At 68.9% G+C, this 13,002-nt stretch carries 11 protein-coding genes; 3 read left to right on the top strand and 8 right to left on the bottom strand.

The window, feature by feature from the left end; translation table 11 throughout:
• Positions 1 to 68: 68 nt before the first annotated feature.
• Genes BO996_RS15740 through mltG form a run of 3 tightly spaced genes read right to left on the bottom strand, consistent with a single transcriptional unit; the run spans position 69 to position 2,872 of the window.
• On the bottom strand, positions 69 to 1,118 hold the full coding sequence (locus tag BO996_RS15740) for a DNA polymerase III subunit delta' (RefSeq protein WP_071955531.1): 1,050 nt from the start codon (positions 1,116 to 1,118) through the stop codon (positions 69 to 71).
• A complete protein-coding gene (gene tmk, locus BO996_RS15735) occupies positions 1,115 to 1,801 on the bottom strand; it encodes a dTMP kinase (RefSeq protein ID WP_071955529.1) in 687 nt (228 codons plus the stop codon). Before tmk ends, BO996_RS15740 begins: the two co-directional genes overlap by 4 nt.
• Positions 1,802 to 1,858: 57 nt before the next feature.
• Positions 1,859 to 2,872 carry an endolytic transglycosylase MltG gene (gene mltG / locus BO996_RS15730; RefSeq protein WP_083571162.1) on the bottom strand — a complete coding sequence of 338 codons (1,014 nt, stop codon included), beginning with the start codon at positions 2,870 to 2,872 and terminating at the stop codon, positions 1,859 to 1,861.
• Between the two features lie 46 nt (positions 2,873 to 2,918).
• Here mltG and ygfZ point away from each other — a divergent pair, with 46 nt between their 5' ends.
• Positions 2,919 to 3,866 carry a CAF17-like 4Fe-4S cluster assembly/insertion protein YgfZ gene (gene ygfZ, locus BO996_RS15725; protein WP_071955525.1) on the top strand — a complete coding sequence of 316 codons (948 nt, stop codon included), beginning with the start codon at positions 2,919 to 2,921 and terminating at the stop codon, positions 3,864 to 3,866.
• A gap of 35 nt (positions 3,867 to 3,901) precedes the next feature.
• On the opposite strand, the gene BO996_RS15720 is transcribed toward ygfZ, so the two are convergent.
• Positions 3,902 to 4,765 (bottom strand): YbgC/FadM family acyl-CoA thioesterase, encoded by an 864-nt coding sequence (locus BO996_RS15720; RefSeq protein WP_063326323.1) that lies wholly within the window; start codon positions 4,763 to 4,765, stop codon positions 3,902 to 3,904.
• Between the two features lie 60 nt (positions 4,766 to 4,825).
• Positions 4,826 to 5,830, bottom strand: a complete 1,005-nt coding sequence (locus BO996_RS15715; RefSeq protein ID WP_071955523.1) for an alpha/beta hydrolase — start codon at positions 5,828 to 5,830, stop codon at positions 4,826 to 4,828.
• Between the two features lie 271 nt (positions 5,831 to 6,101).
• Between BO996_RS15715 and BO996_RS15710 the strand changes: the two genes are divergently transcribed.
• Positions 6,102 to 7,238: an iron-containing alcohol dehydrogenase gene (locus tag BO996_RS15710; protein WP_071955521.1), complete on the top strand. Its 1,137-nt coding sequence runs from the start codon at positions 6,102 to 6,104 to the stop codon at positions 7,236 to 7,238.
• A gap of 7 nt (positions 7,239 to 7,245) precedes the next feature.
• On the opposite strand, the gene BO996_RS15705 is transcribed toward BO996_RS15710, so the two are convergent.
• The 3 genes from BO996_RS15705 to BO996_RS15695 form a co-directional block, all read right to left on the bottom strand.
• Positions 7,246 to 9,873: an AI-2E family transporter gene (locus tag BO996_RS15705; protein WP_071955519.1), complete on the bottom strand. Its 2,628-nt coding sequence runs from the start codon at positions 9,871 to 9,873 to the stop codon at positions 7,246 to 7,248.
• 145 nt (positions 9,874 to 10,018) lie between these two features.
• Positions 10,019 to 10,927 carry a sensor histidine kinase gene (locus tag BO996_RS15700; RefSeq protein ID WP_232240331.1) on the bottom strand — a complete coding sequence of 303 codons (909 nt, stop codon included), beginning with the start codon at positions 10,925 to 10,927 and terminating at the stop codon, positions 10,019 to 10,021.
• 75 nt (positions 10,928 to 11,002) lie between these two features.
• A complete protein-coding gene (locus BO996_RS15695) occupies positions 11,003 to 11,782 on the bottom strand; it encodes a LuxR C-terminal-related transcriptional regulator (protein WP_012205218.1) in 780 nt (259 codons plus the stop codon).
• 657 nt (positions 11,783 to 12,439) lie between these two features.
• Between BO996_RS15695 and BO996_RS15690 the strand changes: the two genes are divergently transcribed.
• Complete coding sequence (locus tag BO996_RS15690) at positions 12,440 to 12,925, top strand: hypothetical protein (protein WP_012205217.1); 486 nt, start codon at positions 12,440 to 12,442, stop codon at positions 12,923 to 12,925.
• Positions 12,926 to 13,002 lie beyond the last annotated feature (77 nt).

The raw sequence follows: 13,002 nt of genomic DNA, 5'->3' as shown, positions 1-13,002 counted from the left end.
ACAGGACGGGCTTTCATGTGGCGAAAAGCACCCAGCCGCGCTGCCGCACTGCCGCCACGCCCCGCGCCTCATCCCCGGCGCTGGCGGGCAGGCTGGCCGGACATGAGCACGCGCCGGGCCTCGGCGGCCAGGGCCTCGGTCATGAGCCCGGCGTTGAAGGGGTGGTCCGCCGTGCGCGCAGCCTGGGCCAGGGCGCGTGACCATTCGGCCAGCAGGCCCATGTCCAGCGGCCGCGAAGGCAGGTCGGCCGGCGTGAAGTAGCGCGGCGCGGCGCCTGCGGCCAGGGCCATCAGGTCGTGGCAGATCTTCTGCAAGGCCTCCACGGCATGGGGCGGAGCATAGGCGGCCAGGGCCGCTACATCGCCCTTGGCCAGCGCACGCGGCAACTGGGACCATGCGGCCATGTCCTTGCCGCCACCGCTGTGCGCCAATGCCAGCGCGTCGCCGGGCCGCCCGCCTGCGGCGCGCAGCGCCACGTCGGCCGCTTCCGGGACCACGCCCTGCCCCTGCAGCCAGGCCAGAGCCTCTTGCTGATCGGGCCAGGCCATGGTGTGGGTCAGGCAACGGCTGCGGATGGTGGGCAGCAGCTGGTGGGCCGCCTCGCTGGCCAGCACGAAGCGGGCATCGCCCGGCGGCTCCTCCAGCGTCTTGAGCAGCGCATTGGCCGTGATGGCGTTCATCTGCTCGGCCGGATAGACCAGCACGGCCTTGCCGCGCCCGCGCGCGCTGGTGCGCTGGCAGAACTCCACGGCGTCGCGCATGGCCTCGACACGGATTTCCTTGCTGGGCTTGCGCTTCTTGTCGTCGATGTCGGCCTGGGCCTTCTCGGGCAGCGGCCAGCCCAGCGCCATCATCTGCACCTCGGGCATGAGCACGCACAGATCGGCATGGGCGCGCACGTCAATGGCGTGGCAGCTGCCGCAGTGGCCGCAGGCCCCCTGGGGCGACGGCGACTCGCACAGCCAGGCGCGCACCAGCGACAGCGACAGCGCGTACTGGCCCAGGCCGGAAGGCCCCTGCAGCAGCCAGGCGTGGCCGCGCTGGGCCAGCAGGCGCGTGCGTTGCCCGGCGATCCAGGCGGTGCCGGTCTCGGCCGGTTGTGGCAGGGCCTCGCTCATGCCGCACCTGCCTGTCCGCCGACCATGATGGCCAGCCAGCCCCGGCGCACCATGACCTGGGTGATCTGCTGCCAGACCGCATGCCGGCTGGCGTTGGAGTCGATGCGCGCAAAGCGCTGGGGCGCGGCGGCAGCGCGCGCCGCATAGCCCTGGGCCACGCGTGCGAAAAAGCTGCCGGGCTCGGACTCGAAGCGGTCCGGGACACGGGCCGAGGCCAGGCGCTCGGCGGCCACCTCGGCGGGCAGGTCGAACCAGAGCGTCAGGTGGGGCTCGCGCAGCAGATCGGGCTGGGGGGCGGTGCCCGTCTGCACCATGCGCTCCAGCGTGGCCAGCGGCTGCAGGTCAAAGCCCCGGCCCGCACCCTGGTAGGCAAAGGTGGCATCGGTAAAGCGGTCGCAGAGCACGACTTCGCCGCGCGCAAGCGCGGGCTCGATCACCTGCACCAGGTGGTCGCGTCGCGCGGCAAAGGCGATCAGGGCCTCGGTCAGCGGGTCCATGGCGTCGTGCAGCATCAGCGCGCGCAGCTTTTCGGCCAGCGGCGTGCCGCCGGGCTCGCGGGTGAGCGTCACCGTGCGGCCCTGGTCACGGAAAGCCTGGGCCAGCGACGCGATGTGCGAGGACTTGCCGGCGCCATCGATGCCTTCGAAGCTGATGAACAGGCCGGCGGGATTTGCAGTGGTCATATGGGAAGAGAGGATACGCAAGCGCTGCGCAAAGCGCAGCAGCCCTGGGGGAATATCTCAGGGCTTTTGCCCAGGGCTTTGCTGGCCGCGCTGGTAGCGGTTCACGGCGCGGTTGTGCTCGTCCAGCGAGGCACTGAAATGGCTGGTGCCGTCGCCACGCGCCACAAAGTACAGCGCCTTGGTCTGTCCGGGCTGCACGGCGGCAATGAGGGCGGCCTTGCCGGGCATGGCGATGGGCGTGGGCGGCAGGCCCGCGCGGGTGTAGGTGTTCCAGGGAGTATCGGTCTGCAGGTCGCGGCGGCGCAGGTTGCCGTCAAATTTCTCGCCCAGGCCGTAGATCACGGTGGGATCGGTCTGCAGCAGCATGCCGATGCGCAGGCGGTTGCTGAAGACACCGGCAATCTGTACGCGGTCGGCCGCGCGGCCGGTTTCCTTCTCGACGATGCTGGCCAGGATCAGCGCTTCGTCGGGCGTCTTGAGCGGCGTGTCGGCCGAGCGCAGCGCCCAGACATCGGCCAGGCGCCGGTCCATGGCGTGCAGAGCGCGGCGCAGCACGGCCAGGTCTGAGCTGCCCTTGGCATAGGTATAGGTATCGGGGAAGAAGCGGCCCTCGGGCGCCACGCCCGCCCGGCCCAGGGCCTGCATGAGGGCAGCGTCGTCCATGCCTGCGCTTTCCTGGCGCAGGAATTCCTCGCGGGCCAGGGCGGCGCGCACCTGGCGCCAGTTCCAGCCTTCCACCAGGGTCAGGGCCTTGAGCGATTCCTCGCCGCGCGCGAGTTTTTGCAGCAGCACATAGGGAGTCAGGCCCGTGGTCAGCTCATAGTTGCCGGCCTTGATCTGCCGGTCCAGCCCCGAGACGCGGAACCAGGCGTACAGCAGCCGCGCATCGGTCTGCACGCCGGCCTTGACCACTTCGCGGGCCACGCCACGCGGCGTGGTGCCGGGCTCGACCTCCAGCTCCAGCGTGGGCTGGGCCAGCGGCAGCGGCTGGTTCAGCCACCACCAGCCGGCACCGGCCAGCACGGCGGCCAGCACCAGCAACATCATCAAAGCGCGAAAGATAAAGCGCACAACCTCGGTCCAAGCAAGCAATAGAGCGGCTGATCATAATTCAGCCATGACCCAGCCTTTACTGAACGGCATTGCTTCCGTTTCCCATCTCGGCGTGATACGCGCCCTCGGCGATGACGCCGCCCAGTTCCTGCATGGACAGCTGACCAACGACTTCGCGCTGCTGGATCTGCAGCACGCGCGTCTGTCGGCGTTCTGCACGGCCAAGGGCCGCATGCTGGCCAGCTTCATCGGCTTCAAGCGCAGCAAGGACGAGATCCTGCTGCTGTGCGACCGCAGCCTGCTTGCGCCCACGCTCAAGCGCCTGTCCATGTTCGTGCTGCGCGCCAAGTGCAAGCTCAGCGACGCCACGGCCGAATTCACGCTGCACGGGCTGGCTGGCGATGCCGCCGCGCAGGCCCTGGGCCCGGCAGCCGTGCCCTGGACCAAGACCGATGACGGCGACGCCAGCCTGATCGCCCTGTACCCGGCCGCCGGCCAGCCGCGCGCCCTGCGCGTGGCGCCCGTGGGCGCGCCCCTGCCCGAAGGCCCTGCACTCAGCGAGGCCGACTGGCTCTGGAGCGAAGTCGCCAGCGGCATTGCCACGCTGTCGGCGCCTGTGGTGGATGCCTTTGTGCCGCAGATGCTCAACTACGAATCGGTGGAAGGCGTGAATTTCAAGAAGGGCTGCTACCCAGGCCAGGAAGTGGTGGCCCGCAGCCAGTTCCGGGGCACGCTCAAGCGCCGCGCCTACCTGGCCCATGCACAGCAGCCGCTGGCCACCGGCATGGAGGTCTTCACGCCCGAGGACCTGGAGCAGGCCACCGGCACCGTGGTCCAGGCCGCCCCGGCGCCTGGTGGCGGCTGGGACGCCATCGTCTCCATGCAGACCAGCTCGGCCGACCAGCCCCTGCTGGCCCACGCCGCACTGGGCGAAGGCCAGCGCGCCGATGCCGCACAGGCCGTGACGCTGCAGCTCAAGCCCCTGCCCTACGCGTTGCGCGAGGACATCTGAGATTTGAGCCTTGCACCGCCTGAGCTGCCTGCAGCTCAGGCGGTGAGCACTTTCCTCATGGTGATGTGGGGGATGCCGGCCTCTTCATAGGGCTCGCCTTCCGGCGTGAAGCCCGCGCGCAGGTAGAACGACTCGGCATGGCGCTGCGCATGCAGCACGACTTCGCGGTCACCGCGCTGACGCGAGGCTTCGACCAGGCTGTCCAGCACGATGCGGCCCCAGCGGCCGCCGCGCACGCTGCGGTCCACGGCCATGCGGCCGATCCTGCCCGCGCCGGGGCTGTCGCTGACCAGGCGGCCGGTGGCGATCGGCTGGCCCAGGCCGTTGTAGACCACGGCGTGGCGGGCCACGGGGTCGAACTCGTCGATCTCGATCTCGCGCGGCACGCCCTGCTCGTGCACGAACACGGCCAGGCGCAGGCGCTCGGCGTCGCGGCCCAGGTCGTTCCAGCTGCCCGATGCCACGCGCACCACGCTCTGGCCGGCCTCATAGGCCGTGAGCACGTCGCGCAGCTGCTGCGGCACGGGCAGCGGCTGGCGCGTGGTGGCATCGGCGAACACATAGACCAGCTCCACGGTGTTGAGCAGCTCCATGCCGCGGAAGATGCCGGCCTCGAACAACAGCGAGGTATTGCCCTGCCTGGCACAGCGTATGCCCACATGCAGCACGTCGCCCAGCGTGGCCGATGCGTGGTAGGTGGTGGTGGCCTTCTTGACGAACAGCTCGCCGCCCAGGGCCGCGAAGGACGATTCATAGGGCAGGCCCAGCTGGCGCCAGTAGTCGGTGACGGCCACGTCGGCGTACATCAGGTAGTGGGCGTTGAAGACGATCTTCTGGGCGTCCACTTCGGACCAGCGCACTTCGATGCGTTGCAGCGTGCGGAAATCTTGGCGTTGCATGGGGGTGTTTCTCTCCTGTTGTCTTGGGGTGTCTTGGTGTGTTTTGGTGCGCCTTGGCCTTCAGGCCGCGAAGGCGTCGGCCAAGGCGCGCGCCATGTCGGCATGTGCACGGCGCGCTTCGGCAATGGCGCGGCCCATCTTGACGAATTCATGGGTCACGCCCCGGTAGATCTCCAGGTCCACGGGCACGCCGGACATGCGCAGCTTGTCGGCGTATTCCACGCCCTCGTCCACCAGCGGGTCGCATTCGGCCAGGCCTATCCAGGCCGGGGCCACGCCGTCCACATCGGGGGCCAGCAGCGGGGCAAAGCGCCAGTCCTCGCGGTCGGCGGGGCTGTTGAGGTACTGGGCGAAGAACCAGGTGATGGCCGGCTCGTCAATGACCAGCCCGTGGGCGAAGCGGCGGTGCGAGTCGGTGTCCTGGTTCGCCGTCGTGCCCGGGTAGATCAGCAGTTGCAGGGCCAGCTTGAGGCCGGTGTCGCGCGCATGGATGGCGCAGGCTGCGGCCAGCGTGCCGCCCGCGCTGTCGCCGCCCACGGCCAGGCGCGCAGGGTCGGCTCCCAGCGAGGCCGCCTGCGCGGCCAGCCACTGCAGCGCGTCCCAGGCGTCGTTGTGGGCCGTGGGGAATTTGTGCTCTGGCGCGCGCCGATAGTCCAGCGAGACCACCATGGCGCCCGACAGATGGGCCAGTTGGCGGCACAGCACGTCGTGCGTGGCCACGCTGCCTACGGTGAAGCCGCCGCCGTGCAGGTACAGCAGCACGGGCAGGCCCGTGGCCGGCGCCTGGCTGCGCTCCACGGGCGCATAGAGCCGAGCGGGCAGCAAGGCGCCATCGCGCGCGGGAATCTGCAGATCCTCCACACGCGGCAGAACCGGCTTGGGAATTTCGAGCACGCCGGCCCCCGCCTCGTAGGCGGCACGTGCGCCCTCGGCGCCCAGCTGGTGCAGGGGCGTGCGCGCGGCGCGCTCCATGCGGCGCAGCACATCGCGCATCTGGTGGGTCAGGGACGCCGGCAGCGGCGTGGCATGGGAGGAGGATTCAGTCTGGGGCACGTTCAGGAGCACGTTCAGGGACAGGTTCGGTAGCGACTATCTGGCAAGGCAATTCGGTGCGGCCGGCGAGGTGCGGCAGGCACGGCGCAGCAGGCATTGTGCCGCGAGCACAAGGCCCTGGCAGCCATGCGATGGCAGCGCATGCCCGCGCTGTCGCCCCCGTGACCGCCGCAGCGCCCTCTCAGGGTTTGCTTTGTTTGCAGTGCAGCACGCGCGGTCTAGATTCGGCGCACTCCCCCTGATCCCACCATGGGCCGCAACGGCCCGCAACGAGTCACCGACCATGGCCTTCATCAACTACGTCACCCAGATCCAGTTTGACTTCGGCGCCGTGCGCCTGTTGCGCCAGGAGTGCGAGCGCGTGGGCATCACGCGGCCGCTGATCGTCACCGACCAGGGCGTCAAGGCCGCTGGCGTGCTGCAAAGGGCGCTGGATGCGCTGGGCGGCATGCCGCATGCAGTGTTCGACCAGACGCCCTCCAACCCCACCGAGGCCGCCGTGCGCGCGGCCGCTGCCATCTACCAGGAGCAGCGCTGCGACGGCCTGATCGCCGTGGGCGGCGGCAGCGCCATCGACTGCGCCAAGGGCGTGGCGATTGCAGCCACGCACGAAGGGCCGCTGTCGCACTACGCCACCATCGAGGGCGGCTCGCCGCGCATCAGCGAGCGCGTGGCCCCGCTGATCGCCGTGCCCACCACCAGCGGCACGGGCAGCGAGGTGGCGCGCGGCGCCATCATCATCGTGGACGACCACCGCAAGCTGGGCTTCCACAGCTGGCACCTGGTGCCCCGTGCCGCCATCTGCGACCCGGAACTGACCTACGGCCTGCCCGCCATGCTGACGGCCGCCACGGGCATGGACGCCATCGCCCATTGCATGGAGACCTTCATGGCGGCGGCCTTCAACCCGCCTGCCGACGGCATTGCGCTCGATGGCCTCACGCGCGGCTGGGCCCACATCGAACGCGCCACGCGCAACGGCCAGGACGCCGAGGCGCGCCGCCAGCTGATGAGCGCCAGCATGCAGGGCGCCATGGCCTTCCAGAAGGGCCTGGGCTGCGTGCACAGCCTCAGCCACAGCCTGGGCGGCGTGAACCCGCGCCTGCACCATGGCACGCTGAACGCCATGTTCCTGCCCGCCGTGGTGCGCTTCAATGCCGAGGCCGAGAGCGTGCGCGCCGAACAGCGCCTGCAGCGCATGGCCCACGCCATGGGCCTGGACTCGGGCAGCGACATTCCCGAAGCCATACGCGACATGAACGCCCGCCTGGGCCTGCCCACGGGCCTGTCGGCCATGGGCGTGGAGCGCGCCCAGTTCGCAGCCGTGATCGGCGGCGCGCTCAAGGACCATTGCCACGGCACGAACCCGCGCCTGGCCAGCGCCGACGACTACGAGCAGATGCTGGCCACCTCGCTGTAAGCGGGACTCAGCCGCCAGCACTCGGCTGGGGTGTTGTCGATGGTGACGACGATGGTGGCTGGGGTGTCGTTTGGGAGGTCAATTGCGCCGAAGTTTGTGCAGGAGTCTGCACCGGAGCCGGTGCAGCGCCAGCTTCCATCATCCGGCGCACCTCCACGTTCTGCATCAACTGCTCGGCCATGACGCCCAGCAGCTCCAGATCGGCCGCCGAGACCTCGCGCGGCGCGTCGTCCATGATGCAAAAGCTGCCCAGCACCGTGCCGTGGCGGTTCTTGAGCGGCACGCCCGCGTAAAAGCGCAGCCGCATGGCCTGCAACGCGGGGTTGCCGGCAAATCGGGGGTCGCGCGCGGCGTCATGCACCACCAGGGCGTCACCGCCATGGACCACGTAGGAGCAGATGGACTGCGCACGCGGCATGCCGGCGGAAGCCGGGTCGCCCTGGTCCGCCACCAGCAGGCTGCCGGGCGTGTGCACGCGGTCGGCATCGACCCATGAGACCTGGGCCCATTTCACATCGAAGGCATTGGCGGCCTGCTGAGCTGCCTCGTGGTACAGCTGCGGCAGGCCGGGCCCGAGCACGCCGCTGTCGTGCAGCTGGCGCACGCGCTGCGCGTCGTCATCGGGAATGGGCGCGGCCAGGCCCTGGCCTGCCGCGTCAGGCAGGCGCAAGGCGTCCACCCACAACTGCAGCTCGCGCAGGCCGGACACGCAGGCGGCGGCGCCGCAGCGGCGCGCGAACTCGGGGTCGGACACCACGGCCGGCGCATTCCACAGCGCCAGCACCACGCGCAGGTGCGGCCAATGGCGGCGCACGCGGCGCATCAGTTGGCGCACCACGGTCTGGGGCTGGGTACTGAAGACGGACAGCACCAGCAACTGCGCCTCGGCCAGGGCCTGCGCTCCTGCGTGGCCTTGCGGCAGGCCGCCCTGCCCCGGTCCCAACTGGCGCCATTGCGGGTCGGCGGCCAGGGCCCAGTCCGAGCAGCTGACCACGTGGCCGCGCAGCGCCTCGCTGTGCGCCACCATGGCGGCGGCCAGGGCATCGACCTCCCAGCGCGCGCCCACGCAATGGATGCGCAGGGCGCGCGTGGCCAGGGCCGCAGCGGGCGGCGGATGGCTTTCGCGCAGTTCCTCGATCAGGGCATCCATGCCGCTGGACAGGCGCAGCCGGTGTTCGGCCGTGGCCGATTCCAGGTGCTGCTGCGTGGCCAGGCGCAGTGCGGGGATGGCCACCTCGTCATAGAAACCGGCCACCGCTGCCGAGCGTTCGTCCGCCGAGGCGCGCGCCGGCAGCCTTGCGTCCACCAGTTCATGCGCCAGCGTGACCGCGTCTTCCACGTCGTCGGCCAGCAGGCGCTGGTACAGGCGCTGGGCCGGCCCCAGCACGGGCGAGCTGCCCAGCAGCACTTCCATGAATTGCAGCGCCGGGATGTAGCGCCCCAGCACCAGCAGGCAGACCGTCAGCGGGGTGGACAGAATCAGCCCTATCGGCCCCCACAGCGCCGTCCAAAAGGTGGCCGACACGATGATGGACAGCGTGGACAGGCCCGTGCTGCTGCCATACAGCCAGGGCTCGATGAGGTTGTTGCTGATCAGCTCCAGCGCCATGATCAGGCCCAGCGTCATCAGCAGCATCTGCCAGCCCGGGTCCACGGCAAAGGCCAGCGCCAGCGGGAAGGCGGCCGAGATCATGGCCCCCACATAGGGCACGAAACGCATGATGGCCGCCAGCACGCCCCAGAGAATGGCGCCCGGCACGCCAATGAACCACAGCCCCGCCGCCATGGGCAGTCCGTAGGTGATGTTGACGACGAACTGCATGCGCAGGTACTTGCCTATGCGCTGCGAGGCCTCGTCCAGCGCGTCGGTGGCCACGTGCAGGTTGCCGCCCATCAGGCGCAGCAATCGGTCGCGCAGGTCATCGCGGTCCAGCAGGATGAGGATCACGAACAGCAGCACGATGCCGGCCATGGTCACGGGCTCGGCCACGCGGCCCAGCCACTGCAGCATGCGCGCCGTGGGCTTTTGCTCGGGCGACTGGATCTCCACCTTCTGCACGCGGGGCGTGGTGGCGCCGCGCGATATCTCGCGCTCCACGGTGTCATAGGTGCGCAGCGCGCCGTCCCAGGCACTGGGCATGTTGGCGTTCCTGCGCAGGCTGCGCAGCTTGTCGCGGATGGTGTTCTGGTAGGTGGGCAGATCGGCGCTGAGCTGCTGCACCTGGCTGCCCAGATAGGTACCCATTCCCGCCAGCGTCGCCAGCGCCATGACCACCACCAGCAACGTGGCCGCCATGCGCGGCATGCCCCAGCGCTTGAGCCGGGAGACGGCCGGATCCAGCAAAAAACCGAACAGCAGCGCCAGCGCCAGCGGAATCAGCAGGCCCTGGCCGAAATACAGGCCGGCAATGACGATGCTGGCCACCAGCAGCCCGGTGAGCAGGCGCAGCGCGGGCACCATGTCGGCCAGCTGTGCCAGGCCCGGCAGGGCCGAACGCACGCTGCGCGCGAAATCTGCATGGGTGGCGGCATGGGTGGCGGAATTAGCGGCTGCATTGACAGCATTGGCGCCTTCGGCGGCTGCAGGAAGGGCCTGCCGTGAAGGCGACGGCGCAGGGTCGGAATGTGGGTTCATGGAAACGGGATGTCAGGGCTTGGATGCAGGTATGGATACTGCCTCACATCCGCATATCGGGGGATTGCACAGCGCGCCGCAGGCCTGCCCTGTCAGCGGGCACCGCAATTGCCGGAACGCCGTTGCCGCCGGCGCATCGAACCGATCACCAGCGCACACGCACCACGGTACCTCCACCGGCCCGCGGCAGGATGTCCAGCACAGCCCCGATGGCATGGGCGCGGCGATGCATGCCTGCCAGGCCCATGCCCTGCAGGCCAGGCGGGATGGCACCCTGCGCAGGGTCAGGGTCAGGGTCGGACGGCAGGCCGCAGCCGTCATCTTCCACGCGCAGTTCCCAGTGCAATGCACGCCGGGCATCGCGACCAGGGCTTGCAGCATCTGCACGATCCACCGGCTCCAGCACCAGCCACAGCGTGGTGGCGCGCGCATGCTGCAGCGCATTGCTCACGGCCTCCTGGGCGATGGCCAGCAACTGCTGGGACGGCTGGCCACGCGGCAGGTCTGGCAGGTCGGGCAGGTCCGGCACCCCGCGCAGCCCGGCGGCGGCATGCGGATCGGCCACGCTCCAGCAGATGCGCATGCCGCGCCGGTCCAGCACGGGCTGCAGCCGGTGGCGCAGGCGCGCCAGCCGCACGGGCAAGGCGTCTTCCATGGCGTCCATGGCATCCACCATGAGCCGCAGGTCCAGCAAGCCCTGCTCCAGCAATTCCTGCGCCTGGCGCTGGCGGGTCTCGCGCGGGTCCAGCAAGGCCATGGCATGCACCAGCAGCCCGCCCACGCCGTCGTGCAGGTCGGCGGCAATGCGCCGGCGCTCGGCCTGCACTTCGCGCGAGGGCCGGGGACTGCGCCGCCGCCGCCACAGCAGCAGCCTGTGCAGTCGCCGGGCGCCCATGGCGCACAGCAGCGCCGTGGATACCAGCAGGGCCAGGCTGGCCAGGCTCAGCCACGGCGGGGCCTGGGCGCCCGCCTGCCATAGCCAGGCGCACAGGCCCAGCATCTGCAGCAGGCCCAGGGCCAGGCAGATGGCCAGCGTGCGAAGGGGATCTTTCATGGCCAAGCTGTGCCAGGCGCGGCCGCCATGGCCCGGGCGGCGGCAGGCCGCTGCGGGCAGGACGCCGCCCCAGGATCAGAACAGGCCGCGCAGCGATGCAAAGCGTACCGCCTGGGCGCGTGTGCGCACCTGCAGCTTGCGGTAGATGTTCTTGATGTGCGTGTTGACCGTCATGGCGCTGATCATCAGGCGCGAGCCGATCTCGGCGCTGGTATAGCCGCTGGCGACCATGCGCAGCACCTCGCGCTCGCGGGTGGACAGGCGGTCTGCCTCGTCGGGCGTGCGGCGCTTGGGCTCGGCCCCCTGGGTCTTGTCGAAGCGCTGCAACAACCTGCGCGCCAGGCTGGGGGTGACGGATGCGCCGCCATTGGCCACCTGCAGCACGGCCTGCGGATAGTTGCCGAACCAGGAGTTCTTGACGAGGTAGCCCGTGGCGCCCAGCTCGAAGGCACGCAGCACCTGTTCGTCGTTTTCCATCACGGAGATGATGACGGCCTCGGCCGTGGGCCTCACGGTCTTCATCATGTCCAGCAGCTCGAAGCCCTCGCCGTCACCCAGGTTCAGGTCCACCAGCATCACGTCGAATTCATGCTGGCGGATGGCCTTGCGCCCGTCGCGCACGCTGCCGGCCTGGGCCACGACCAGAGTGCGCGGGTCGTTCATGATTTCCTGCGCAATGACCATGCGGATATGGGCATCGTCGTCCACCAGCAGCACCCGCACGGGCTTGTCGGGCTGGCCCGCCAGGTAGTCGGGCCACATGGCAGAGCTCAGACCTGTGCCCAGCATGCCCTGGGCGCGAGGGGACTCGGCGATCAGGGGACGGGCATCGGCGGGAACGTCGGATGGATTCATGCTGCTCTCCTCAAATGTCACGCCATGTGTATGACGCAACCGATCACAGACTTGCCTTTCCACATTAAGAGAAATCGCAACCGATATCCACAATCTTTGACGAAGTTTGTGAAAGATTGCGTAGATTACAAATTAACACCTTTGTGTGAGGAATCGACTACGGGGTTTCCTGAGCGCCGGTCCGGCAGATCTTGCGGATCCAGACACCGCGCACCACGCCGCCAATCCCGTCCTGTGACAAAGGCCGATCCTGCCTTTGTTGCCGCCGCCGGCCTCAGGTGCGTGCACTTCGATACACCAGGTTGCCCAAACCCCCCCGCACCCGCCGAAACGGCGACCCCAAGCAAAGCTGCAACCGTAAATTTTCTGTCGTTACACCTTGAAACTACCCAGATCCATTCATCGCGCACGGCTGCCGTTTTAACGCGATGCAGCCTGCCTGCAAACGGCTTGGGTGGGTAAGTACCCGGCAAGTGGATCAGCGCTCATGGCTACCCCGGACAAGAGATGGAACGGACGGATCTCCCCGAGCACATTGGAGTCCAGACAACGAGCAGGGGTCCAGGGAGACAAAGCCGGAAACCTCCGCAAAGTGTCTGCAAAACGGGTGCTTACACACCTCTTCCTGATAGTCCGATTCTTCATCAAGGAGCCATCATGAAATCGCTTGCAATTCTTTCCCTGAGCTTGATCGCAACAGCTGCCATGGCAGGCCCCATGGGTGGTGGCGGCGGTGGCGGCAGCGGCGGCGGCAGCAGCAGCTCCCAGATCGAAATCAATGGCCCCAGCGTTCAGGTCACCCTGCTGAACAGGAGCGGCGTGCTGAACGTGGCAACGGGTGGTGGCAAGGCCTCCCAGAACCTGGCCAGCAATGCAGGCAACGTGACCATCGATCGCAGTGGCAGCTCGCTGCAGGTCGTCGCAGCCACCGGCAGCGGCATCCTGAACAAGGCCGATGGCTATAGCGCAGTGGCCGTCAACAACCTGGCCTCCAACTATGGCGAAGTGGACGTGAAGAGCACTTCGATCCAGGTGGTGGCTGCCAAGAACTCCGGCATCATCAACTACGCCGGCAACGGTTCCATGGCAGTGCAGAACATCTCCAGCAACAACGGCTGCGTGACCTGCTACAACAACCACTGAGCCTGGCTGCCGGACGAAGGAAACTGCCGGGCGGCCCCAGGCCACCCGGCGGCACCTTCCCGGCTAAGACCCAGCTC

It is taken from the genome of Delftia sp. HK171 (genome assembly GCF_001886655.1).
In the GTDB taxonomy this organism is placed as follows: Bacteria; Pseudomonadota; Gammaproteobacteria; order Burkholderiales; family Burkholderiaceae_C; genus Comamonas; species Comamonas acidovorans.
The sequence above is the reverse complement of the archived record's forward strand: the minus strand, read 5'-3'. Positions and strand labels throughout refer to the sequence as shown.